The organism is Actinoplanes sp. L3-i22, from assembly GCF_019704555.1.
Taxonomy (GTDB): Bacteria; Actinomycetota; Actinomycetes; order Mycobacteriales; family Micromonosporaceae; genus Actinoplanes.
This window is the reverse complement of sequence record NZ_AP024745.1, coordinates 8,568,725-8,593,778: the sequence shown is the minus strand read 5'-3', so window position 1 is coordinate 8,593,778 and position 25,054 is coordinate 8,568,725. Positions and strand designations below refer to the sequence as shown.

The following is a 25,054-nucleotide window of genomic DNA, read 5'->3' as shown; positions in this document are numbered from 1 at the left end:
TCGCACTGTCCAGCGTTCCCCGGCTCCCCGCCACGCTGTGCAACCCATCAAGATCAAAATCCGCTTACGGTACGGCCGGAGCCCCGCCACCCACCGCCGCGACAAGCGTCCCGCCCCGAAGGTCTACGAAGCGGCCTCGACCGACGCGGTGAGCGGCCCGACCCGCAGGATCCCGTCGTCGAGGGGGACACAACGGACCCCGCCCCGGCCCCGCAGCGCCTTCCACGCCCCGGGCCCGATGCTCACGTCCATCCAGGCGCACGGGTTGGCCCGCCGCCGCACGGACAGCCGCACCGGCCCGTCCCCGGAGTCCAGGACGAGCGTCGACCCGACCAGGTCATCGAGCGTCCGCTCCCCGAACCGCAGACCCGCGACCAGGATGTTCCGCCGCGCCTGAACCAGCCCGGCGCCGTCCGGAAGGGACTCCCGCGCGATCACCGTGACCGAGGCGTCCCGATGCGCCGCATGATTGAAGTACCGATCCCCGACGATCCCCAGCCCCGCCCGAACCCGGATCTCCCGAACGATCTCACCCTCCGGCGCCACCCCGGGACCGTCCCCGGGCCGCCCCACGAACCGGTGCACCGGCGACGCGAGCAGCTCCACGATCTCCACAAGCCGCAGTCTAGAAGCCCCCGAAAACCACGACCATCGCCCAAAGCCCGCCCACCCGGCCAACCCGGCCCGACCCGCCCCAGCACGACCCGCCCCAGCACGACCCGCCCCGGCCGAGCCCGTCCCGAGCCAGCCTGGCCCCGACCCAGCCCGGCCGTGCGGTGGGGTGCGGCGAGCGAGTGCCCACCCGACCCGTGCGGCGCGGGCGAGCAGCGCCGTCCCGGCCGTGCGGCGAGCAGCGCCTGCCCAGGTCCGGGCGGTGCGGCGAGCAGCGCCGATCCGGCCAATGCGGCGCGGCGTGCCGACCCGGCGCCTGCGGAGCGGTGCGGCGAGCAGAGCCGACCCGGCGCGTGCGGAGCGGTGCGGCGCGGCGAGCAGTGCCGACCCGGCCCGTGCGCCGTGGCGAGCAGCGCCCACCCGGCCCTGCGGCGAGCAGGGCCCACGCGAGCAGGGCCCACCCGGCCCAAAGGGGGGCCACCGCCTCTGCCGTAATTGTGGCTCGGATTCGCAAGATCGTGCTTGGGGCCTGTGGACAACCGCTTGGTGTGGATAACCGGCACGGGCCGGCTTTGTGGTGTAGCGCATGCCCGGTATTGGGTTTTTGGGGTAAACCGCAACCACCCTCGGACGTCGCCCTGGAGGGCTTTGCGTTCTGGGCGCCCCGCGCCCTTGCGAAGCCCGGAAGGGTCCCCGCGGGAGCGACGATCTGTACCCCGGCGGACCGGGGCAATGCAGAATTTGATCGTTGAATCGGTTTCAGTGGATCGTGGCCAGGGCCTCGGCCAGGGCATCCTTCGCGTCCTGGACGTCGACCTCGAGCTTCTGGAGCGGGCCGCCGGTCTCGGTGAGGCGCGCGGCCTCGGGGCCGCCGGCGAAGAACGGTGCGAAGCCCAGCTCCTGGATGATCCGGCAGGCGGCCTCGCGGGCGTCGCGCTGGTCGGTGCAGACGTATTCGGCGAGGAGCGGATCGTGGCCGCGGCGCCGGTCGAGGATGTCGGTGGAGATGGTGTTGAAGGCCTTCACCCAGTGTGCGTCGGGGGCCCAGTCGATGAGGGTCTCGAAGCCGCTCTTCGGGGCCGTGCCGAGCTCGCGATTCGTGCCGGGCGCGACCGGCACGCGGACGAACGACGGGATGTCGAGGGTCGACGGGAAGCCCGGCGCGAACGAGCCGAGGCCGGCCGGGCCGGGTGCGCCCTCGATCGGCACGCTGACGTGCGCGGGGTTGGTGGCGTCGATCACCACCTTGCCGGCCATCGCGTCGTGCGCCAGGTCGATCGCCTCCCTGGCGGACTCCCAGTTCGGCGCGAAGAACAGCACCTCGCCGAAGGCCGCCGCCTCCGGGACGGTGAGCGCCCGGATGTGCCCGTCGCCGAGCTCGACCAGGTCGGTCAGCCGGTCCGGATGCCGCGACGTGACCGCCACCTCGTGTCCACTTTCGGCACACCAGGTCGCCAGAGTGCCGCCGAGCTGCCCTGCGCCAATGACACCGATCCGCATGACCTCAGATTGCCTGGCCGGTCACCCGTTCGACGGAGGAACCGGGAAATCGCCGTAGAGCATCCGCAGCTCGACCACGACCAGGTCGTCGACCAGGGCTTCCGGGTCGGCGGCGGAGGTGAACGCGGCGGTGCGCAGGTCGTCGATCATCGCGGCGAGCACGTGCGGCGCGGGGCCGTCCGGGGCGTGGCCGGCGGCCCGGTCCCGGCCGATCCGGGCGGCGAGCCGCTCGACGTGGGCCTCGCGCAGCCCGGCCCGCCAGCGGGCGATCGGCGGGCAGCCGGGTGCGGCGGCGAGCGCTCCGGCCAGCAGTCTTCCCTGGTCACGCCAGAGTACGGCGAGTGCGGTGAGGGACGCGCGCAGGGCGTCCTGGTCCGGGCCGGTGCCGTCCAGCCACGGGCCGGAGTCGCGGCCGAGCTCGCCGGCGAGCCCGTGCAGCAGCGCCACCACGACCGCGAGCTTCGAGTCGAAGTAGAAGTAGAAGCTGCTCCGGGAGATCTCCGCGCCGGCGGCCAGCTCGTCGATGGTGATCTCGGCGAGCGGTTTGCGGGCGAGCAGGTCCCGCGCGGTGTCCAGGATCGCGCGTTCGCGCAGGTCACCCTTGCTCGGGCCGCGGCGGCGTTGACTCATGACCATGACGGTAACGCGGCTGACAGTGCGGAGTCGACACAACGTCGAGTTTTTCGACATACTGTCGAGTAACTGTCCCCCTCACGTCAGGAGCGTCCCCATGCAGGAGATCCGTCTCGCCAGCCGGCCCAGCGGGTGGCCGACCGCCGACAACTTCGCGCTCGTCGAGCTGCCCACGCCCGAGCCTGGGCCGGGGCAGGTGCTGGTCCGCAACCAGTTCATGTCGGTGGATCCGTACATGCGGGGGCGGATGAACGACGTCGAGTCGTACGTGGCGCCGTTCGAGCTCGGCAAGGCGCTCGACGGGGCGGCGATCGGCGAGGTCGTGGCGTCGAACGCGCCGGAGGTGCCGGTCGGCGCGACCGTGCTGCACGGGCTGGGCTGGCGGGACTTCGCGGTCCTCGACGCCGGGCACGCGCGGGTCGTCGACCCGGCCGCGGCGCCCACCCCGTCGGCGTATCTCGGGCTGCTCGGCATGACCGGGCTGACCGCGTACGTCGGGTTGCTGGACATCGCGCAGTTCCGCGAGGGCGACGTGGTCTTCGTCTCCGGCGCGGCCGGCGCGGTGGGCAGCGTCGTCGGGCAGATCGCCAAGCTGCGCGGCGCCAAGCGCGTGATCGGCAGCGCCGGCTCGGCCGAGAAGGTCAAGCACCTGGTCGATGACCTGGGCTTCGACGCGGCATTCAACTACAAAGACGCTTCGGTACGGAGTCAGCTGCGCGCCGCCGCGCCGGACGGCATCGACGTGTACTTTGACAACGTCGGCGGGGACCACCTGGAAGCGGCGATCAAGTCGCTGAACAAGTACGGCCGGATCGCGCTCTGCGGGGCGATCTCGCAGTACAACGAGACGTCCGCGCCGACCGGGCCGCGGAACCTGGCGCTGGCCATCGGCAAGGAGCTGAACCTGCGCGGGTTCATCGTCAGCAACCACCGGAACCGGATGGCGGACTTCGTCACCGAGGTCGGCGGGTGGCTGCGCGCGGGCAGGATCTCGGCCCAGGAGACGGTCGTCGACGGTCTCGCCGGCGCGCCGGAGGCATTCCTCGGTCTGATGCGCGGCGAGAACACCGGCAAGATGGTCATCAAGCTCGGCTAACGGGAGTTCGGAGGGCAAAAGCCCCGGAAGGTCGCCGGGGCTTTTCCTGAACGCTGCTTAGAGTTGATCATTCAGATACGGACCGTCCGGCCAGCGGTCGTCATCCGTACGGACGACGTGACTGACGGAAAGCAGACACTAACGTTCGCGTGTGGCAAATCGGTTCCAACTCTGGGGACAAGCGGGCTGGGCTAGCGCCGAGGTCGTCGGCGAGACGCACTACGCCAAGTCGATACGTGCGCTGTTCGGAAACGACTTCAACCCCCAGGGCACCGACATAACCATCCCGGTCCAGCTGATGCCCGACCGCAGCAATCGCCACGATCGCAACGCCGTCGGGGTCTGGGCCGACACCGCGCTGCTCGGGCACCTGCCACGGCCCGAGGCCGCCCGGTACATCGGGGTGCTCACCACGCTCGCCAAGCGCAACCTGATCCCCGAGGTCAACGCGCAGATCCACGGCCGGGAATGGGGAGAGTACGACGGTCGCCCGCCCGCCTTCGTCGGCACGATCCGCCTCGACCTCGCCGAACCGCACATGATCATGCCGGCCAACAACCCGCCCGCGCACGAGCACCGGCTCCTGCCGACCGGGTCGGCGCTGCAGGTCAACGGGCAGGAGCAGCACCCCGACGCGCTGGCGCCCTACCAGCGGCCGGAGGGCGAGTGCTGGGCCTACGTGACGCTGCACGAGATGGCCGATCACCTGGTCGAGGTCCGGCTCGGCGACGGCCGGGTGGGTGACCTGAGCCCGAAGATGAGCTTCGAGCTCACCCCGATCCTGCGGTACCAGGCCGAGCGCGGACTCGTCGTGGCCGCCCGTGCGGTGGTCAAGAGCAATGCCAACAAGACCGAAGTTCTGCTGTACGTCGCCCGGGTCCAGGATCTGCCGGAGAGCTGGACCGGTCCGGCCGCTCGCAGCGCCGCCGCCAGTGGCCGGGTCGCGCCCGTCTCGCCGTCCGCCGCGACCGCGCCGGTGACGTCCGCCGCGACCACCCCGGTAACGCCCGCGGCGACCAGCCCGATGATGCCCGCCGCCGCCGGGCCGGAGCTGCCGGCCGCCGGCACCTCCGCGGTGCCGAGCTGGATGAGCGCCAGCGACGCCGTGCCGTCGTGGGCCTCCACGCCCAGCGACGCGCAGCCCACCTGGATGGACCGCAGCGAACTGGTCCCGACCTGGGTGCAGCCGAGCGGCCCCGTCCCGAGCTGGGCGGCGTCGGTCAGCGGCCCGGTCCCGACGATCGCCGGCCGGCCCCAGGCGGACGACCCGGGCACTCCGACCTCCGGGGTCCCGACCAGCTCCGTCTCCGGCCCGTCGGGGCCCGGCCTGTCGACCGGCCCGATCCCCGGCATGTCGTCCGGCTCGAACCCCGGGATGACGACCGGCCCGATTTCCGGTGTGTCGTCCGGATCGAGCCACGGGATGTCGACCGGCTCGAACCCCGGTTTGTCGACCGGCCCGATCCCGGGCATGTCGACGGGGCCTGTTTCGGGGGGTTCGTCTGGTTTTGTTCCCGGGGTGGCGGCCCATCCGATTCCGGGCGTGCCGACCGCTCCGCTGCCCGGAAGCATCAGCGGGATTCCGGTCAGTCCCGCGGCCCCGATCGCCGGCTCGGCTTCGGCCGGGCTCTTCGGCGGCAACGGGTCGACCGGCTCGTTCGGTGTCGACGGGCAGTCCACCGGCTCGTTCAGCGTCGACGGGCGGTCAACCGGGTCGACCGGGTCGTTCGGCGCCGACGGGCGGTCAACCGGGTCGACCGGGTCGTTCGGCGCCGATCCGGCGAGCGGCTCCTTCGGCCGGGCGGGATCGTCGACCGGCTCGTTCAGCAGCACGGGCTCGCCGGCGGGCGCCGATTCGTCGAGCGGCTCGTTCGGCGCTGATTCGTCGAGCGCTTCGTTCGGCGCGGGGTCGTCGACCGGTTCGTTCAGCAGCGTCGGCTCGCCCGCCGGCTCGTTCAATGGCGCCGGGTCGCCGGTCGGCCTGTTCGGGGGTTCGGGCGAGATCGCCGAGACCACCGTCATCCCGGCGCTCTCCGCCGTCGTGATGAACAAGCACGCCGCCACCGCCTCCGGCAGCGCCCCGGTGTCACCCGCCCCCGAGGCGAACCGGCACCCGGCGATCCCGTCCGCCCCGACCGGCATCAAGTTCGTCGTCCCGCCGGGCTGGCCCACCCCGCCGGACGGCTGGTACCCGCCGGAGGGCTGGCAGCCGGACGTCAGCTGGCCGCTCGCCCCGATCGGCTGGCAGTGGTGGGTCCCGACCTGGGACTGATCCCTCGTACCTCGACCAGTGGCCGCTCCGTCCCGGGGCGGCCGCTTCGTTTCCCGGCTCGGGTGGCCCGCCGGCTCGTTCGGTGGCCGCTTCGGTTCCCGGCTCAGGTGGCCCGCGGTCTCGTCCGATGGTCGCTTCGTTTCCCGGCCTCGGCGGCCCGCGGTCTCCGTCGGCGGCCGGTCGGTGGTTCTCCTGGGGCTGCTGTTGCTGGTGGGATCCCGAAGTGGTCCGATCCGTGCAGAACGTCGGATTAACCCGAAAAAACGCCACCATGCGGCCCGTCGCCTTGCTGCAATGGAAAAATGCGGTGGGATCAATCGGACGGGTTGACCGGGCGGCCTGATGCCCGAGTGCGGGCAACACTGGACGAGTGGCGGGACGGGCTGCTCGACCTCACAGGCGCCAATCCGCTGATCGACGTGCGGACCACGGCGCCTGGGGTGGTCGAGATCGTCAGCCCCTCGCCGCGCAGTATCGTCGAGGCGCTCCAACAGGGGCGCGAGTGCGGCTTCCTTGGCATCGAGGAACAGGCGGAAGGTCCACGACCACGCGCCTCGCACGTGTTCCAGACCGCGCTGGCCGACGCGGAGATGGATGCCACGCTGCGGGCGCTGCGCCGGACCGCGCGCCGTGACCTGCTCGAACAGGGCGTCTCCACGCTCTACCTCGGGCTCGGCACGGTCCGCTGGCGGGACGGGGGGAACGAGCACGTCAGCCCGATCCTGCTGCTCCCGGTCGACCTGGTCACCCCGGATCCGCAGGACTACCCGCGGCTGCGGGCCCGCGCCGAGGACCCGATCGTCAACCCGGCCCTGGACATCTGCCTGCGCCGGCACAACATCGAGCTGCCCGCCGTGGACAGCCTGGCCGGTCTGGACGTCACGGTCTTCTGGGCCCGGCTGGACGCCGCGCTCGGCGACCACCCGGACTGGCACTCCGACGAGGCGGTGCTGCTCACCCGGTTCGCCGTGCACCGCGAGGTGATGTACACCGACCTGCTCGACCACGAGCGCCGGGTCCTCGAGCACCCGGTGATCCGCGCGCTGGCCACCCACCCCGAGGCGCAGCCCGACGCGTTCAAGTTCGAGGTGATCACCGGCCGGCGGATCGACGAGGTTGCCACCCCGGACGACGTGCCGCTGGTGCTGGACGCCGACGCCGCGCAGCGGGCCTGTGTCGCCGCCGCCCTGCACGGGCGCTCCTTCGTAATGCGTGGCGCGCCCGGCACCGGTAAGTCGCAGACCATCGCCAACATGATCGGCGGTCTGCTGCACGCCGGCCGCCGGGTGCTGCTGGTCGCCGAGAAGGCCGCCGCCCTGGACACCGTCCTCGACCGGCTCGAGCCCACCGGCCTGCACGACTACCTGCTCGAACTGCACAGCGGCCGGACCGGCCGGGACCAGGTGGCGGCCACCCTGGCCGCCGCCCTGGACTTCATCCCGCTGCCGCCGCCGGACCTGTCCACCGACGAGCGCGAGGCGTTGCGGGAGCACCGCGGACGGCTGAACGCCTACGCCGAGGCGATGAACGAGGTGCGTGAGCCGCTCGGCCACCGCCTGCACGACGTGCTCGGCATGTGCGCGCAGATGACCGACGTGGCACAGGCGCCGGCCCCGGCCGAGCTGCCGATCCCGCTCACCACCCAGTCGCTGCAGCGGGTCCGGGACGCCGCCGAGCGGCTGGGCCGCGCCTGGCGCCCGGCGCGGGAGGGCGGCGACTTCCTCTGGCGTGACGTGATCGACCGGAACCGCCTGGACGCCCGGCTGCACCAGGCGCAGACCGCGCTGGACCACCTGGCCGAGGCGATCGAACGGGATCCGCTCGCCGAGGCCTTCCAGGTCGGCTCGATCGCCGAGGCGATCACCCTGACCACCCTGGTCGGGCACGCCATCCGGCGCCCGGCCGAGGCCGCCGACGAGTGGCTCACCATGACCAGCCTGGAGCCGGTGGCCCGGGCCGCGGAGGGTCTGCTGCGGCACCTGAAGGCGTTGCACCAGGCGGAGGACGCGGTCCGGGCCCGGGCCGGGGTCACCTGGAGCGCACTGCCCGCCCCGGGCAAGCTGCCGCTCATCCCGAGCCTGGCCCACCTGAAGCCGCCCGCGGTCGAGCTGCTGCCGCTCACCGCCGCGAAGGCCCGCGGACTGGCCCGCCGCTTCGCCGACGAGTCGGACCGGCTCGAACAGCACCAGCACAGCCTGGACCGGGTCACCGCCCGGCTCGGCCTGCCGAACGTGGTCGCGTTCACCGACCTGCCCCGGCTGTCCGCCATCGTCGACCTGCTGTCCCGCCCGGACAAGCCGGAGCCGGCCTGGTTCGACGCCATGGGCACGCAGGCGGCGCACGCGTCGATGCGGAACCTGCGGCGCGTCGTGAACGTGGTCAAGGCCGCCGAGGCCCGGGCCCGCGAGCACTTCAGCGAGAACGCGCTCGCCGAGCCGGTGGACGAGCTCGTCGAGCGGTTCGCCCACCAGCACAAGGGCATCGGGAAGCTGCGGGCGCCGTACCGCCGGGACAAGAAGGCCGCGGCGGACATCGCCCGGCCGGACGTCAAGCGCTCCCAGGCGGTCGCCAACCTGGACGCGGCCGCCGCCTGGAAACGCGCCCTGGAGGAGCTGGACCAGGCCGAGCGGGAGCAGGCCGGCATCCTCGGCAAGCACTGGCAGCGGCTGGACACCGACTTCGACGCGATCGAGCGCGCGCTGGCCACCGCCGAGGAGACCCTCCGGGTCACGCCGCCCGAGGCGCTGCCCACCCTGATCGAGCGGATCTGCGCACCCACCCCGAACAGCGCGATCATCCGGATCGTCGGCGAGGCCGGCAAGGAGTTCGAACGCTGGACCGCCGCGCTGCGCCCGCCGCCCGAGCCCGCGCCCCGGCCGGCGCTCGCCACCGGCCCGATCCACGACGCGGTCACCTGGCTGCGGGCCCACGTCGAGCCGTTCACCGCCGTCGCCGAGTTGGTGCAGGCCTACAGCGTGGCCGCCACCCGGGACTTCACGCTGGCCGAGGCGGCCGCGATCGGCCTGCTCCGGGAGAGCGCGTCCGAGGCCGCCGCGGCGCTGTCGTCCAACGCCAAGGACTACGCCAAGGTCCTGGGCAACGCCTACCGCGGCACCCAGACCGACGTGGAGGCGCTGGCCGCCGCGATGGCCTGGACCTCCGAGGCCCGGCGGATCCGCAACGGCGGCGACATCGCGTTCACCACCGAGCAGGCCGACGTGCTCGGCCGGACCCGCCCCAGCGACACCCTGCCGGCCCGGGTCGCCGAGTGGCAGTCCGCCCGGGACTGGATCCTGCGGGCCTTCGCGCCCAGCCGGCACCCCGCGCTCAGTGTCGCCCTGGACGAGCGGGAAACCGCCCGGGTGCTGCTCCGCGAGCTCCTCGAGGACAACCGGGGCCAGCAGGAGTGGTTCGACTACCAGGCCGCCCGCACGGTGCTGGCCGAGCACGGACTCGACGCCGTCGTCGACTTCTGCACCCGTGAGGACCTGCCGGTCGAGCAGATCCTGCCAGTGCTCGGCCGCGCGCTCTTCCAGTCCTGGGCCGACGCGATCATCCGGGAGGACGATCGGCTCGCGCCGCTCGACGCGGTCGCCCGGGATCGGCTGGTCGGCGAGTTCCGGATCTGGGACGCCCAGTTGCAGCGCGCCGCCGCCGGCGAGGTGATGAACGCGGTCGACGCGCTCCAGCCGGCCGAGGCCGCGGCCGGCGAGGCCGCCCTGCTCCGCGCGTCCGCCGCCTACCAGGGCCGCCGGCCACCGGTCCGGGAGCTGTTCGCCCGCACCGCGCACGCGGCGATGGCGGTCAAGCCGTGCCTGGTGATGTCGCCGGCCGACGTGAGCCGCCTGCTCCCGGCCGACCTGCACTTCGACGTGGTGATCATCGACGAGGCCTCCCGGGTGCCGGTGCCGGACGCGCTGACCTGCGCCTACCGCGGCAACGCCCTGGTGATCTGCGGCGACGACCGGCAGCTGCCGGCCGCCCCGATCCCCGGCGGCGACCCGCGCTCGATCCTCGACGTGGCCCTGGCCTGCGGGGCGTTCCGGGTCCTCGACCTGGGCACCCACTATCGCAGCCGGGACGAGTCGCTGATCGCCTTCGCCAACCACGCCTTCTACCAGGGCCGGCTCAACACCTTCCCGGCGTTCGCCGCGGCCGGCCCGGACAGCGGCGTGCAGCTCTACCCCGCGACCGGCGAGATGTCGATGGCCGAGCTGGTCGCCACCCGGGTCGCCCACCACCTCGTCACCCGGCCGGACCGCAGCCTCGGCGTGGTGGTCTGCACCGCCGAGGACGCCGCCCACGTCGAAGCGGCGGTCGCGGACATGGTCGTCCCGCTCGAGGACGACCGGCTGCGCGGCTTCTTCGTCAAGGACCTGGACGCCGTGCAGGGCGACGAACGCGACGTGGTGATCTTCGCGATCGGCAGTGAGCTGGGCGGACTCGAGGGCCGCGACGGCTGGCGCCGGCTCAACGTGGCGACCACGCGCGCCCGGCGCCGCCTCGAGGTGGTCTCCGCGGTCCGCGCCCGCGAGCTGTCCGAGACCGACGAGAGCCTGCGGCACCTGGCCACCTTCCTGGACTACGCGGCCCGCGGGATCCCCGCGCTCGGGCTGGAAGAGCCGGACGGCGACGAGTCGCAGACCCCGTTCGAGGACTCGGTGCGCGACGTCGTCCGCGGCTGGGGCTACCGGGTGCAGAGCCGGGTCGGCGCCGGCGCCTTCCGGATCGACCTCGCGGTGCGCCGCTCGGCCCGCCGGAACGCCCCGTTCGCCCTCGGCATCGAGTGCGACGGCACCAGTTACGACTCCGCACCCACCGCCCGGGACCGCGACCGGTTGCGTGACCAGGTACTCGACGCGCTCGGCTGGAGGCTGCACCGGGTCTGGGGCACCGCCTGGTACCTGGACCGGGAGCGCGAGGAGACCCGCCTGCGCGCCGCGATCGAGGACGCGTTCGCGGAGCTTCCCGACGAGGAGGCGCCGGAGCTCGCGGTCGCCCAGATGTCGCCGGCCGAGGCCGGCATCACCGACCAGCCGATCGCCGACGCCGCCGAGGGCTATGCGGCAGGCTACGGCGAGGTCAAAACCACTTCGGCGTACGGCACGAGCACCGCCCCGACCGCACCACACGCCGCCCAGGCGTCGTCCTCCGCCGACGACCGGATCGAGCGGGAGCCGCTGTCCGTCGACGAGCTGGCCGCCGCGGTAGCCGCCGCCCCGGCCGCCGCATTCGCCCACGCGCAGCCCGCCGCCGAGGCCCGCGCCACGGGCCGCCTGGCTTCGGCGTTCACGCCGGCGGAACCCGCTGCCCCGGCCCGCGCCGCCGATGGTCCGGTGTCCGCGTTCACCCAGGCAGAATCCGCCGCCGAGGACGTCGCCGCCGTCGGCCCGGAGCAGCCCGCCGCCGAGGACTTCGCCGCCGGCGACGTGCCGGCGACCTTCGTGGACCCGGACGTCATCGAGCCGGACCACCTGTTCGCCTGGACGGACGCCGACGACGCCGGGCTCGCCGAGGCGGAAGCCGCCGCCGAGGCCGACCTGGCCGCCGCCCACGAGACCGACGACCTCCGCCACCTCAACTCGGCGCTGGCCGATTCTGATCAGGCCGACGTGGAGCCGCTCGTCGCCGAGATCATCGAGGACGCCGTCCTGGTCGCCGAGCACTCGCTCACCGAACAGGTCGTCGTCACGGAGCACTTGCTCACCGAGCGTGTCGTCGTCACCGAGCACCCGTTCACCGAACATGTCGTGGTGACCGAGCGCGTCGTAGCCGAACATTCGACCGCCGAGCAGCAGGCCGGGCACGGCACGCTGGCCGGTATCGCCGCCCAGTTCGCCTTCGCCCAGGCCGGCGCCGAGGAACTCGCCGCGGCCGAGGCCTACCTCGGCGCGACCCTCGACACCGCGATCGCCCAGCTCAACGTCGACCAGCACGAGCCTGCCGACTGGCCGGCCGAGGCAGTCGCCGAGCCCGCGATGACCGCGGCGCACTCCGCCCACGCCGAGTCGGCCACCTGGGCCACCCCGTCCGCCGATTACCCGGTCCCGTCTGCCGCGCCCGCCTCGTCCGCTCTGTCCACCGACAGCTCCGCCCGCGCCGACTGGCCGTTCGCCAGTCGCGCGGAGGCGCCCGAGCGCGTCGACTGGCCGGTCGCCGAGGGATCCCGGGTCGCGCCCGTCACGTGGCCCACCGCAGTCCGCGACGAGACCGGCGAGTGGGACGAGGCGGAGGACCTCACCGACCGGCCGGCCGCCGCCTCCCAGAAGACGGTCACCACAGTCCAGTGGCCGTCGGCGGCCCGCGAGCAGCCTGCCGAGCCGGTCATCGCGGAGGAGCCCGGCGAACGGCAAGTGTCCGCGGTGAAGTGGCCGTCGGCCGCCCGCGAGACGCTCGCCGAGCCGGTCGTCGCCGCCGAGCCCGGTGAGCGGCAGGTATCCGCGGTGAAGTGGCCGTCGGCCGGCCGCGAGGACCAGACTGAGCTCGCCAAACGCCTGGCCACCCCAGCCGAGCGGTCGACCGCGACGCCCCCGGCCGAGCCCACCGAACGCCGCGTCTCGTCGATCGAATGGCCGTCCGCAACCGCGGAGCAGCCGGTGGAGTGGCCGTCGGCAACCATGGAGCAGCCGATCGAGTGGCCGTCGGCAACTGCGGAGCAGCCGTCCGCCGCTGTGGAGCAGCCGGTCGAATGGTCGTCCGCCGCTGTGGAGCAACCGGACGAGTGGCCGGCGGCAACGGCTGAGCAGCCGAGCGAGTGGCCCGCCGCGACGTTGGAGGAACCGGCCGAGTGGCCGTCCGACGCCTTCGCGGAACCCGCCCGGTGGGCGCCCGAGCGCGCGGTCTCCGAGGTCGCCTGGCCGGTCGCGGCCCGGGACGACGAGGCCGTCGCGAGCCCGGAGGACCTGGCCGAGGTCGCCGCCCGTTTCGGCGTCGGCACCGAGGAGTTGGCCGCGGCCGCCGCGCAGTTCCTGGCCGGGCTGGACGAGACGGCGGAGCCCGCCGACCGGCTCGGGGCCATCTCGCAGATCCGCGCGGAACTGACCGGCTCGGTCAACCTCGACCCCGAGCTCGCCGACGCCGCGGCGGCCGTGGCCGAGCGGTCCGTTCGCTCCGAGCGGGTCGGCCGGCACGCCTGGTACGACGAGATGGAGGGGCAGCCGGACCGCGCCGTGGCGGTCGGCGAGTTCGAGGAGACGATGGCCGCCCCGCCCGGCTGGACCCATCACGAGGCGGTCCTGGACGTCGAGCGGGACCTGGTGGCGCCTGCGACGGAGACGACGGCCGAGATGGTCGCGCACACGGACGAGTGGGCTCACCCGTACCAAAAAGCGGATCTTGACCCGCTCGTGCCGGGCGCCTCTCTCACCGACCCGGCGCTGCGCCCCGAACTGATCGCCGCGGTGCGGCGCCTGGCCGAGATCGAGGGCCCGGTGCACATCAGCGTCGCTCTGCAGCGGATGCGTGAGGAGTGGGGCCTGGCCCGGATCACCCGCCCGGCCCGCGCCGCGATCGAGGCGGCCATCGAGGAGGCCGGCGTGGCCTGGGACGGCGCCTTCCTCGGCGACCCGGACCAGGAGATCCCCCGGGTGCGGCACCGCACCGACGGCGTGGCCCGCAAGGCCGACCAGGTCTCCGACGCGGAGCTGGCGATCGCCGTGGAGAACCTGGTGGTCGACGGCGGCGTCCTGTCGGTCGACGAGCTGCTCGCCGCGGTGGCCCGCCTTTACGGCTGGTCGGCGCGCCGTTCCGCCGATTTCGACGCCCGCCTGACCGGCCTGCTGGCCGATCTGGTCGCCGGGGGGCACCTGTTGCAGCAGCCCAACGGGCTTTCCGCCGCGCACGGGCTGCCGGAGGCCATCCAGCTCCCGCGCCATGAGTCCACCCATCGCCACGCCCGTCACACCTCCCGCCACTGACCTTCCGTTCCGGCCCGGCCGCCTCGCTCTGCGCGGGGCGGCCGGCTTGTCGCCCGTCCACGTTGAACCCTCCGGCAGGGCCCCGACAACCCTTCTTTGGAAGGGTGTTTTCGGCGTCGCGGCGGCGTAGGTTCGCTGGCACCGACGAACGGGGAGGGCAAGATGCGGGTCCATCACCTCAACTGCGGAACGATGCGAGCGCCGGGCGGTGACCTGGTCTGTCACGTGCTGCTGGCCGAGAGCGACGCCGGCCTCGTGCTCATCGACACGGGCTTCGGCCTGGCCGACATCGCCGACCCGAGGACCAGGCTCGGCCCACCCCGCCACCTGCTGCGTCCCGCGCTGGAGCGGGAGGAGACCGCGGTGGTCCAGGTCCAGCGTCTGGGTTTCAAACCTTCCGACGTACGACATATCGTCGTGACCCATTTCGACCTCGACCACATCGGCGGCCTGGCCGACTTCCCGCAGGCCCGGGTCCACGTCACCGCCGCCGAGGCCGACGGTGCCCTGCGCGCGCCGACCGGCCGGGAGCGCCGCCGGTTCCGCAGTGTGCAGTGGTCCCACGGGCCGGACCTGGTCGAGCACGGCCCGGGCGGGGAGAGCTGGCGAGGTTTCGCCGCCGCGAGGGAGCTCACCGAGATCGGCCCGGGCATCGTCCTGGTCCCGCTCCCGGGGCACACCCGCGGCCACGCCTGTGTGGCGGTCGACACCGGGTCACGCTGGCTGCTGCACTGTGGTGACGCGTTCTATCACCGGGGCACGCTGACCGGTGACCGGGTGCCACTCGGCCTCCGGCTCGCCGAGTCCGGTGTGGCGTACGACCGCGCCCTGGTCCGGGCAAATCACGTCCGACTCGCGGCCCTGCACCAGCGCGCCGATCCCGATCTCACGCTGCTCTCCGCTCATGATCCGGTCATCTTCGCGGCGTTGAGCAATCCAGGCTGAAAAATCAATTCCGCGGTCGTGGGGGAATGATTCGTCCATTTCGTCTGCCCGTGGATCTACCTGCGGAAATGGCCGTCAGGGAAACGCTGGGTTAACGGAGTAAAAGGAGCTCCCGCGCGATGAGTCCAATTGCGGTAATGGATTACCGTGGCGACGTGCCAGCGGTCATGGAAACGACCAGAAACACCGCCCGTAACCTGGTCCGGAACGAGACACCGGCCCGCCTTCGCCTGTGGTCGGCGCTGGTGGTCCTCGCGGCCACCGCCCTGCTCCTCGCCACCAGCCTGGTGATGGCCCGGGTGCAGGACCAGGTCCGGATCATCGGCCGGGAGGCGGCTCCGCAGGCGGCCACCGCGGCCGATCTCTACTTCGCGCTCAGCGACATGGACGCGCAGATCACCCGTCTGCTGTTGACCGGCGACTCGGACGCGCTGGCCGGCACCCGGGTCGACGCCCAGGGGTCGTATCAGGAGCGGTCCCGTCAGGTCGACGCTGACCTGCAGCGTTCGCTGACGACGGCGGCCGGCGACGCGGAGCGGGCGGTCGCGCTCGACCTGCTGGACGGCCTGGCCGTCTACCACCAGCGGGTCGGTCAGACGATCACGGCGGCGGCAGTCGCCGGACAGAGCGCCACCGGTCGACCCGCGCCCGCCGCGGGCCAGGGCGCGGCAGCGGGTCAGGCCGCCGCGGCCGCGGGTCAGGGCGCGGTGGCAGCGGGTCAGGGCACGGCGGCCGCGGGTCAGGAGGCGGCGGCCGCCGATCAGGCGGGGAAGCTGCCGCCGGACGCGCTCGGCTACTACACACAGGCGACGAACATCCTGCATCTGCGCCTGCTCCCGGCCGCCCAGCAGCTTCGCGACGCCGCCACCAGCCGCCTCGACCAGGCCTACGCGGACAAGCGCGCCAGCGAGGCCACCGGCTACACCCTGGCGATCCTGTTCGGCGGCGCCCTCCTGGTGCTGCTGGTGGTCCTGCAGGTCTGGATGGCCCGCCGGTTCCGCCGATCGTGGAATCCGGCGCTGCTCGCCGCCACCGCGCTCAGCCTGGTGGTGGTCTTCGCCGCGATGATCGTGCTGAGCAGCCAGGCCGGGCGGATGTCCGGCGCCCGCGATGAGGACCTGACCCCCTACCTCGCGCTGTCCCGGCTGCGCGCCGTGGGATACGACGCCGCCGCCGACACCAGCCGGTACCTGGTGAGTGCGAACCTGACGTTCTACAAGGACGACTTCACCGCCAAGTCGGACTGCCTGACCTCGGCCAACCCGGTCGCCAAGGGCAACTGCGGCCCGGGCATCGAGGAACTGGCCGGGACCGAGGCACTTCAGCGGTGGCAGGCCTACCAGCGGGACCACGAGAAGGTGGTGTCGCTCGCCGACACCGGGCGCTCCGAGGGTGCGGTCGAGGCCCTGACCGGCATCCGGCGTGGCGACGCCGCGTTCGACTTCGCCTACTTCGACGCGGCGGTCGGCTCGGTCACCGACGTACGGAAGCAGGGTTTTGATCGTGCCCTGAGCGGCGCGGAACGCACGCTGCGCGGCTGGGTGATCATCCCGATCGTGGCCCTCGGCCTGGTCATCCTGCTGATTCCGCTCGGCGTGCGCCGCCGCCTGGCCGAGTACCGCTGAGAGGGTTGAGATGAAGAAGCTCACAGCGGCCGTCGCCATCGCCGCGCTCCTGGTCCTCACCGCCTGCGACGAACCGGAGAAGAAGGCCGAGCCGGTCGCGTGCGCCTCCGGGTCGGCGGCGGGGCAGGGTTCTTCCGCGCAGGCCAACGCGGTCAACGAGTGGATCAAGCAGTATCAGATCGCCTGCGCGCAGGCGGCCGTGGCGTATTCGAGCGTCGGTTCCGGTACGGGGGTGCGCACGTTCCTGGCCGGCACGGGCGACTTCGCCGGCACCGACGCCGCGCTCAGCGACGCCGATCAGTCCGCCGCCGCTACGCGCTGCGGCGGTCAGCCGGCCGTCCACCTGCCGCTGGTGATCGGGCCGATCGCGCTGGCCTACAACGTGGCCGGCGTCGGCGAGCTGCGGCTCGCGCCGGCCACCATCGCGAAGATCTTCAACGGCAGGATCACCGTCTGGAACGACAAGGCGATCGCCGCCGACAACCCGAACGTTGTGCTGCCGGCCACCCCGATCCAGGCCGTCCACCGGGAGGACAGTTCGGGCACCACGTCGAACTTCACCCGGTTCCTGGCCGGGACGGCGAAGGCGGACTGGCCCTACGAGCCGGCCAGCGCGTGGCCGGCCAAGGGCGGCGTCGCGGTGAAGGGCAGCGACCGGCTGGCCTCGGCGATCGCCCGGGCGGACGGGGCGATCGGCTATGTCGAGGCGTCCTATGCCCGGGTCAACGAGCTGGCCACGGCGCTGGTCGGGGACTCGCGCGGCGACTTCGTGGCGCCGACCGACGCGGCGGCGGCCGATGCGGTGGCCGCGGCGAAACCGGCGGGCGGCGGCGACCTGCGGCTCGACCTGAATTACGACGACTTGTACGGTGGTGCGTACCCGCTGGTGCAGGTCACCTATGAGGTGGTCTGTGGGTCGGGGGCGTCTGCGGTGGCGCGCGGTTTCCTGGCCTATGCGGCAAGTCCCGCGGGTCAGGCGGCTGCCGGAGCGGCGGGGTATGCGCCGCTGCCGGACGCGCTGCGCGAGCAGGTCTACGCGGCAGTCGCCGGGTTGCGCTGATCCTCGCGCCGCGCCGCGCCGCGCCGGTGCGCGTGGCGAGGCGCGGGCGGCTCGGTGGCCGGGGTGCAGGGCGCGGCAGCGTGGCGGTCCGGGCGCGGCGGGCGGTGCGGGGCGAGCGGGCGGCGGTCCGGGCGGCGCGGCGGGCTGTGCTGGCCGGGCGGCCGGCGGTGCGGCGGTGCGGGCTGGCCGGGCCGGCGGTGCGGCGGTGCGGGCTGGCCGGGCCGGGCGGCCGGGGGTGCGGCGGTGCGGGCTGGCCGGGCCGGGCGGCCGGGGGTGCGGCGGTGCGGGCTGGCCGGGGCGGCGGTGCGGCGGTGCGGGCTGGTCGGGCGGGCGGCGGTGCGGCGGTCCGGACTGGGCCGGCGGTCCGGGCTGGGCCGGTGGTGTGGGCTGGGGCGGCGGTGCGGGGTGTCGGGTTGTGCGGTTCGGTGGTGGGTGGGTGGCGGTGCGTGACTGTTTGCGCAGGTGGGTGATGGTGTTTGCGCTCACAAGTAGGCGAGTCCGGCATTACGTTGGGCCTACGGATCAAGTATGGTGAGCGTTAACATTTCGAGTGAAGGATGGCGAAGTGACGATCGGCTCGGAGGCGCTGCGCCAGGACGTCTGGCTGGCCAACCAGGTGATCCCGAAGGCCGGGCTCGCGCAGCTCACCTGGGGCAACGTGAGCGGTGTGGACCGTGACGGTGGCTACTTCCTGATCAAGCCGTCCGGCGTCTCCTATGACGATCTTTCGCCCGACATGCTGGTCCCGGTCGACCTGGAGACCGGCAAGGTGCTCGGCGGCGAGCTGCGTCCCTCCGTGGACACCGAGTCGCACCGGGCGTTCTACCTGGCCTGGCCGTCGATCGGTGGCATCACGCACACGCACTCCACCAACGCGGTCGCGTTCGCGCAGGCCAATCGGGACATTCCGGTGCTCGGCACGACGCACGCGGACACGTTCAACGGCCCGGTGCCGGTGACCCGCGGGCTCACCCCCGAGGAGTGCGCGAACGACTACGAGTTCAACACCGGTCAGGTGATCATCGAGCTGATCGGGGACGACGAGGCCGCGGCCGGGATGCCGGGGGCGCTGGTCGCCAATCATGGCCCGTTCACCTGGGGTGTCAGTCCGAAGAAGTCGGTCGAGCACGCGATCATCGTCGAGGCGGTCGCCGAGATGGCGCTCAAGACGCTGGCGCTCAACCCGGACGCGTTCACCCCGCAGCACCTGCAGGAGCGTCACTTCAAGCGGAAACACGGCCCGGGCGCCTACTACGGAAATCCCGGCGCCACGAAGTCCTGAACGGACTCCGGCGCGAACGGGAGTCGTGGAGTTCTGAGCGGCACTCGGGCGTCGGGACATCAGCAACGGAAACAATGGCGGGGCTCGGCGCCGATGAGTCTCGCCCCTGAACGCGGCCCGGGTCCGCCCGGCGCCATGAAGCTTTCGATCCACCCAGAGGCGCATCCGTAGTCGGCCGTCGCGGCAGCGAACGGCCGGCGCCGAACAGAACGTGATGCGCCCGCGGGTGGGTCCTCCCCGGGCCGCTGTGCCTCCGGCTTTCGCTGAGTTCGCCGGAGTGACCGCGGCCCGCCGGCCCGGGCGTGGCTGGGAGCATCGCCCGGGCCGGCAGACTTTCCCTGCCGGCTGTCGCGTCGGAGGGGTTGAGTCGCGGCGTGGGCGGTGGGCTCTGACTGCGTCGTTCGGCTGCGGCGGTTCCGGTTCGTCGAGTGGAGCCGGACCGGATCCGGGGTGGCGGATGGGTCAGGTCGGGTTGGCCGCGGCGGGCGTTTTGGTGGCGTTCTTCCGGGCGTAGGACGTCAAGCCGCCCGCCAACGCGTCGAAGGTGGATTCGGCCAGGGCGCGGACTTCCGTCCGTACCAAATCGGGGTTTTTGCCGTTGAGGATTTTTTGCCGGATGGCGGTGTGCAGGGTGGAATCGGCGGCCGTCAGCATGGCCGCGGCGATGGTCGGCAGCGGATCGTCCGGGTTCGCGTCGGTTTCGGCTCGTAGCGTCTCGGCGAGCATCTCCTCCGACCGGTCCCGCATCTGACGCAGTCGCGCCTGCAACGCCGCGCTCTCCTCGACCACCCGCCAGAACGGCGCGATCCCCGGGTGCAGGCCGAGCGTCGCCTCGTCCCGGTCGAGCTCGGCCAGGAACGCGCGCCGGGCCGCCTCCACCGCCGACTCGCCGTCGGCCCGCGCCCGGATCGCCGCCGGCAGCCGCCGCGCCACCTCGTCCTGCCGATCGAAGAAAAGATCCTCCTTCGTCGGGAAGTAGTTGAAAACCGTGTTCACCGACACCCGCACCAGCCGCGCGACGTCGGCGACCGTCACCCGGTCGAACCCGCGCTCCAGGAACAGCCCGAGCGCCGCGTCCGCGATCGCCGCCCGGGTGGCCTGCTTCTTCTCCTCGCGCAACCCCACCGCCGAATCATAGCGTCACTCAAAACCTGGTGTGACACCAAAAATATGCCTATGCTCGCGGCATGACGCTCACCTTCGGCATCTACCCGGGTGGCCTCGGGGTCACCGACGACGACACCGTCACCCACGGCCCGCCGGAAGACCCCGGCAAGATCACGGCCGCTCTGGGCACGCTCAAACCCTTGCTGGTACGGGGTTATGTGCACTACGACGACGCCACCTACCGTGCGGGCTCCCCGTTCGTGGAAGCGCCCCCGGAGCCGGTGCGGTACGCGACCGACGGCCGGCGGCTGGACCTGGTCGCCTGTTTCCGCGAACCGGGCACCGACCTCACCGGCTGGCTGGAGTTCCTGCGCGAGCAACTGCGGCTGCACGGCCCACGGCTGGCGTCGCTGCAGGTCACCGAGGAGGCGAACCATGCCGGGCCGGGCGGGGACGGGCGCTCCCCGGCGGTGCGGGACGCCCTGGTCGCCGGCGTGATCGAGGCCAAGCGGGAGGCCCGGCGGCTGGCCCTGGACGTGCGGATCGGCTGCAACTCCACGCTGGACTTCAGCCCGGACCAGGAGTTCTGGACCGATCTCGGCAAGCGGGGCGGCGACGAGTTCCGGGCGGCGCTCGACTACGCCGGGCTGGACTTCTTCCCGGACGTGTTCCGGCCGCTGCCGGCGGACCGATTGCCCGCGATCGTGGCCGGCGCGCTGCGCGGTTTCCGCGAACAGAGCCTCGCGGCGGCCGGAATCCCGGAATCGGTGCCGATCCACGTCACCGAGCACGGGTGGGGGACCGGCCCGGATCGGTCCTACCCACGACAGGCCGAGGTGCTCGAGCTGGTCATCGGCATCGTCGCGGAAAATGCCAAAACCCTCAACATTGATACGTACGAGCATTTCGCCCTGCGTGACGCGGACTCCGACAATCCGGACCCCGTCTTCCAGCTGGGACTGTTGCGGTCGGACTACACGCCGAAGCCCGCCTTCGAGACGTACCGTCGGCTGATCGCGGCCCTGGGCTAGGGCCTGTCCTGCCGATCACGAAGAGCTGCGGCGAGGTCCCGGCGGCGGCTGGCACCTGCGTGATCGACAGGACAGGCCGTGGGCGCCGCGGTCAGGGGCGTGGCGGATGGGTCAGGTCGCGGACGATGGCCTGGACCCGTTGGCGCAGGCCGGAGGCGGTCGGGCGGGCGTTGGCGGAGCGGGGGAGCGGGGCCCGCGAGTTGCGGATCGGCCCGGTGTCGCGGCTCGCGGACGGGGCCGTGTTGCCGGGCGCCCGGGACTGGTCGGCCGTGCTCTCGCCGGCCCGCGGGCGCGGGACCTCGACCGTGGCCGGAGTGGCTCGGGGCGTGACGGCGGGGCAGTGCCAGGTGAAGATGGCGCCGGCCAGGGTGATCGTGGCGCCGGGTGGGCAGAGGCCGGATTTGCGGTCGGCCGGCGACGGGGTGCGACCGTAACTGATCATCAGGCTGATGACCGTGGCGTCCGGGTCGGTGTGTACCGCCCAGACCTCGCCGTGCCCGGCCAGCCCGGTGCCGCCGGTGGTGAGCACCGCGGCGCGGCCACGCAACGGGATCGTGACGTCGTGGCCGAGGGCGTCGCGGATCCGCAGCGTGCCGGAGAGCCGGGGGTTCCGGCCGCGCAGCCGGTCGGGGAGGCCTCTGAAGAGGCCGAATTCCGGGCCCACTCTGGTCACCTGTCCTTTCGTCGCTCAAGGGAGGGCGAGGTCCGCCATGCGCTTGGGCCAAACATCACTAAATTTCCGGACAAATCGGAAGGCGGGGGAAGCGAGGAACGCAAGGGAGGCGAGGAAGCGGGGAGCCACCCGGACCGAAGCGCGGCGACCGCTCTGCCCAGGCCCGGCCCGGCCCGGCCCGGCCAGGCCTGGCGTGGTGAGCGAATCGGGGCGGCGTCGGGTGCGGCGGGCCCGGCGGGTCCGGCCGGGCGTGGGCGGCGAACCGGGGCGGCCGGCTGGTGGGGATGCCGGGCCGGGGGAGGGGTGGGCGACGCGCAGGGTCGGCCCGCCGGAGGGGACTCCGGCGGAAGTTGACCGTGTGTCGCCGTCGAACACCTCTCGGACTGTAACGGGCGTGAAGGCTGAGGAGCGGGTTCATTCACCGCTGCGGGTGAGCGAACCTCAAGGCGTGTCGCCGAACGGGTTGCCGCCGAAGGAGTTGTCGCCGCCGAAGAACGGGTCCGTCGAGAACGGCCCGTCCGGCGCCAGGAAGATCATGCTGACCAGGAACAACGCCACCCCGGCGAAGAGCAGGAACACCGACCCGATGACCAGCGCCGCCGCCATCCCGGCGTGCTGCCCGTCGAGCGCCATCGCCCGCTCCGGCTTCGCCGGGTCGAAGATCACCGTCTGCTGGGACCCGCTCAGATGCGATCGGTTACTGGCCTGCAGGTCGAGCACGGTGCGTACCGCACGCCCGTCCCGCGTGGTGAACGCGACGACCGGCAGGAAGGCCACCGCCCCGTTCCGCCGCGACTCGACCTGGTTGTCGACCACTGTCGCCAGCGCCCGTTCGCCGTCGGCGGTCAGGCGGCGGGCCCGGCTCCAGCGCCGGAGCCCGGCGGCGATCATGAGGAGGCCGACGATCGCCGGGATCAGCACCACCAGCGCCGACACCAGCAGCGCGAACACCGGAATTCCATCGTCGGTCATGAGCGGCAATGTATCGGATCAGGTCACCCTCGCCGTGCTGGTCCGCAGCACCAGCTCCGGCACGACCAGGACGTTGGCCGGCGGTGCGGCCCCGTCGTCCCGGGCCATGTGATTCAGCAGCAGCGACAGCGCCCGCCGCCCGAGCTCCCCGAAGTCCTGGTGCATGGTGGTCAGCGGGGGCAGGAAGTATCCCGAGTCCGGCATGTCGTCGAAGCCGACCACGCTCACGTCGTCCGGAACCTTGCGGCCGGCCTCGTGCAGGGCCCGCAGCACGCCGAGCGCGATCCGGTCGTTGGCGCAGAAGATCGCGGTGACGGCCGGGTCCGCGGCGAGCCGGCGGCCCTGTTCGTAGCCGGCGGCCGCGTCCCACCACCCGGGCGAGATGGCGGGGACGACCGCGCCCGCCGCGTACAGCGTCTCGCGCCATCCGTCGACCCGGGCCTGGGCTTCCGGCCAGTCGGGTGGGCCGGCCGCGTGGTGCACGGTGGCGTGCCCGAGGTCCAGGAGATGCTGGGTGGCGAGTCGTGCGCCGGCCGCGTTGTCCACCCGTACCGTCGGAAATGGATCTGAGCCGGAACCGGCGCCACCCACCGCGACGCACGCCAGGCCGGCCGGGGCGTGCGTCAGCGCGGTGGTGACCGCGGGTTTCGGCGCGATCGCGATGATGCCGTCCACGTCGTGCTGGGCGAGCCGGTCGACGGCCTCGAGGACGGGCCGGTGCGCGAGCTCGCGCACGGTCGCGACGCTGACCAGGTAGCCGGCGGCACGGGCGGCACTCTCGATGCCGTACAACATGGATTCCGGTCCGAAGAGCGTGGTCTCGAAACCGATGATGCCGAGGGTGCGGGATTCCCGGGTGGCCAGCGTGCGGGCGGCGAGGTTGCGCCGGTAGTTGAGCGAGCGCATCGCGGCGAGGACGCGTTCCCGGGTCTCGGCCCGAACGTTGGGATGATCGTTGATCACCCGCGAGACGGTTTGGTGGGACACGCCGGCCAGCTTCGCGACGTCGCGCATGACGCTGCCCCGCACCTTGCCGGATCGCGGCCGAGGGGCGGTCAAGGGCATCTGGGCAGCCGGTTCGATGTCCGGCGCCGGGTCTGAGGTCGGCATTGGACGATGTCTACCAGGTGACCGCGTGATGGCCATGCGTGACATCGCCGTCTTTGCAATCTGCCTGAAACAACGATCGTGATCTCTTGACGAGCACGATGAGAACGGTAACACTCACGAAACGCAACCTGTGACGCCGGTCGCAGTGGTTTGAAGATCTCCCCCGTGCCTGCCCGTGCGTGGTGGGTGCTGGCCAGTTTGTTAACGGTAACAAGTTTATCTGGAGGTTATGGTGCGCGTGAAGATGATGGCGGCAGCGCTGACGGGCCTGCTGGCCGTGTCGGCACTCGCCGGTTGTGGCGGCAGTGATGACACCTCCTCGGGCAGCTCGGGTGACGGCAAGCTCGTCCTGGGCTTCTCCCAGGTCGGTGCGGAGAGCGGTTGGCGTACTGCCAACACCAAGTCGATCCAGGAAGCGGCCGCGGCCGCCGGATACGAGTTGAAGTTCTCCGACGCCCAGGGCAAGCAGGAGAAGCAGATCGAGGCGATCCGCAGCTTCATCACCCAGAAGGTCGACGTCATCGCGTTCTCGCCGGTGGTCACGTCCGGCTGGGACGCGGTGCTCAAGGAGGCCAAGGACGCCGACATCCCGGTGATCCTGACCGACCGCGCGGTGGACTCGCAGGACAAGTCGCTCTACAAGACCTTCCTCGGCTCGGACTTCGTCAAGGAGGGCAAGGAAGCCGGCGACTGGCTGGTCAAGCAGTACGAGGGCAAGACCGACCCGGTCAACGTCGTCGAGCTGGAGGGCACCGTCGGCGCCGCGCCCGCGATCGACCGCAAGAAGGGCTTCGACGAGGCCATCACGGCCAACCCGAACATCAAGGTCGTCAAGTCGCAGTCCGGCAACTTCACCCGGGCCGAGGGCAAGACGGTGATGGAGGGCATCCTCCAGTCCACCCCGAAGATCGACGTGCTCTACGCGCACAACGACGACATGGGTCTGGGCGCCATCGAGGCGATCGAGGCGGCCGGCAAGAAGCCCGGCACCGACATCAAGATCATCACGGTCGACGCGGTCAAGGACGGCATGACCGCGCTGTCCGAAGGCAAGATCAACTACATCGTGGAGTGCAGCCCGCTCCTCGGCCCGCAGCTGATGGATCTCGCCAAGAAGGTCAAGGCCGGCGAGACCGTCGAGCCGCGGATCCTCACCGAGGAGACGACGTTCACCCAGGAGCAGGCCAAGGCCGCCCTGCCGGACCGCAAGTACTGAGTTG

At 72.3% G+C, this 25,054-nt stretch carries 16 protein-coding genes; 9 read left to right on the top strand and 7 right to left on the bottom strand.

The window, feature by feature from the left end; translation table 11 throughout:
- Positions 1 to 123 precede the first annotated feature (123 nt).
- The 3 genes from L3i22_RS38570 to L3i22_RS38560 all read right to left on the bottom strand — a co-directional run bounded on the left by L3i22_RS38570 (position 124) and on the right by L3i22_RS38560 (position 2,742).
- On the bottom strand, positions 124 to 615 hold the full coding sequence (locus L3i22_RS38570) for a molybdenum cofactor biosysynthesis protein (RefSeq protein WP_221322395.1): 492 nt from the start codon (positions 613 to 615) through the stop codon (positions 124 to 126).
- A 756-nt stretch (positions 616 to 1,371) separates the two neighbouring features.
- The gene (locus L3i22_RS38565) at positions 1,372 to 2,112 is read right to left on the bottom strand and encodes an NADPH-dependent F420 reductase (protein WP_221322394.1); all 741 of its coding nucleotides are present in this window, start codon (positions 2,110 to 2,112) and stop codon (positions 1,372 to 1,374) included.
- A 21-nt stretch (positions 2,113 to 2,133) separates the two neighbouring features.
- Positions 2,134 to 2,742 (bottom strand): TetR/AcrR family transcriptional regulator, encoded by a 609-nt coding sequence (locus L3i22_RS38560; protein ID WP_221322393.1) that lies wholly within the window; start codon positions 2,740 to 2,742, stop codon positions 2,134 to 2,136.
- Positions 2,743 to 2,842: 100 nt separating this feature from the next.
- On the opposite strand from L3i22_RS38560, the gene L3i22_RS38555 reads away from it, so the two are divergent.
- The 7 genes from L3i22_RS38555 (at position 2,843) to araD (ending at position 18,941) form a co-directional block, all read left to right on the top strand.
- Positions 2,843 to 3,841, top strand: coding sequence for an NADP-dependent oxidoreductase (locus tag L3i22_RS38555; protein ID WP_221322392.1), 999 nt, complete (start codon positions 2,843 to 2,845; stop codon positions 3,839 to 3,841).
- Between the two features lie 151 nt (positions 3,842 to 3,992).
- The gene (locus tag L3i22_RS38550) at positions 3,993 to 6,113 is read left to right on the top strand and encodes a hypothetical protein (protein ID WP_221322391.1); all 2,121 of its coding nucleotides are present in this window, start codon (positions 3,993 to 3,995) and stop codon (positions 6,111 to 6,113) included.
- Positions 6,114 to 6,463: 350 nt separating this feature from the next.
- Positions 6,464 to 14,029 (top strand): DUF3320 domain-containing protein, encoded by a 7,566-nt coding sequence (locus L3i22_RS38545; RefSeq protein WP_255657498.1) that lies wholly within the window; start codon positions 6,464 to 6,466, stop codon positions 14,027 to 14,029.
- A 162-nt stretch (positions 14,030 to 14,191) separates the two neighbouring features.
- On the top strand, positions 14,192 to 14,974 hold the full coding sequence (locus L3i22_RS38540; RefSeq protein ID WP_221322389.1) for an MBL fold metallo-hydrolase: 783 nt from the start codon (positions 14,192 to 14,194) through the stop codon (positions 14,972 to 14,974).
- Between the two features lie 167 nt (positions 14,975 to 15,141).
- On the top strand, positions 15,142 to 16,599 hold the full coding sequence (locus L3i22_RS38535) for a hypothetical protein (protein WP_221322388.1): 1,458 nt from the start codon (positions 15,142 to 15,144) through the stop codon (positions 16,597 to 16,599).
- A 10-nt stretch (positions 16,600 to 16,609) separates the two neighbouring features.
- The gene (pstS, locus tag L3i22_RS38530) at positions 16,610 to 17,659 is read left to right on the top strand and encodes a phosphate ABC transporter substrate-binding protein PstS (RefSeq protein ID WP_221322387.1); all 1,050 of its coding nucleotides are present in this window, start codon (positions 16,610 to 16,612) and stop codon (positions 17,657 to 17,659) included.
- 565 nt (positions 17,660 to 18,224) lie between these two features.
- On the top strand, positions 18,225 to 18,941 hold the full coding sequence (gene araD / locus L3i22_RS38525; protein WP_221322386.1) for an L-ribulose-5-phosphate 4-epimerase AraD: 717 nt from the start codon (positions 18,225 to 18,227) through the stop codon (positions 18,939 to 18,941).
- Positions 18,942 to 19,403: 462 nt separating this feature from the next.
- Here araD and L3i22_RS38520 read toward each other — a convergent pair whose 3' ends face one another.
- Positions 19,404 to 20,066, bottom strand: coding sequence for a TetR/AcrR family transcriptional regulator (locus tag L3i22_RS38520; protein WP_221322385.1), 663 nt, complete (start codon positions 20,064 to 20,066; stop codon positions 19,404 to 19,406).
- A 62-nt stretch (positions 20,067 to 20,128) separates the two neighbouring features.
- Here L3i22_RS38520 and L3i22_RS38515 point away from each other — a divergent pair, with 62 nt between their 5' ends.
- On the top strand, positions 20,129 to 21,079 hold the full coding sequence (locus tag L3i22_RS38515) for a hypothetical protein (RefSeq protein WP_221322384.1): 951 nt from the start codon (positions 20,129 to 20,131) through the stop codon (positions 21,077 to 21,079).
- 91 nt (positions 21,080 to 21,170) lie between these two features.
- Here the strand turns inward: L3i22_RS38515 and L3i22_RS38510 are convergent, their stop codons facing one another.
- From L3i22_RS38510 to L3i22_RS38500, 3 genes are all read right to left on the bottom strand, one after another.
- Positions 21,171 to 21,752 carry a hypothetical protein gene (locus L3i22_RS38510; RefSeq protein ID WP_221322383.1) on the bottom strand — a complete coding sequence of 194 codons (582 nt, stop codon included), beginning with the start codon at positions 21,750 to 21,752 and terminating at the stop codon, positions 21,171 to 21,173.
- Positions 21,753 to 22,193: 441 nt separating this feature from the next.
- Positions 22,194 to 22,724, bottom strand: coding sequence for a DUF3592 domain-containing protein (locus L3i22_RS38505; RefSeq protein ID WP_221322382.1), 531 nt, complete (start codon positions 22,722 to 22,724; stop codon positions 22,194 to 22,196).
- An 18-nt stretch (positions 22,725 to 22,742) separates the two neighbouring features.
- Positions 22,743 to 23,738 carry a LacI family DNA-binding transcriptional regulator gene (locus tag L3i22_RS38500; RefSeq protein ID WP_221322381.1) on the bottom strand — a complete coding sequence of 332 codons (996 nt, stop codon included), beginning with the start codon at positions 23,736 to 23,738 and terminating at the stop codon, positions 22,743 to 22,745.
- A gap of 325 nt (positions 23,739 to 24,063) precedes the next feature.
- Here L3i22_RS38500 and L3i22_RS38495 point away from each other — a divergent pair, with 325 nt between their 5' ends.
- Positions 24,064 to 25,050, top strand: a complete 987-nt coding sequence (locus tag L3i22_RS38495) for an ABC transporter substrate-binding protein (RefSeq protein ID WP_221322380.1) — start codon at positions 24,064 to 24,066, stop codon at positions 25,048 to 25,050.
- Positions 25,051 to 25,054 lie beyond the last annotated feature (4 nt).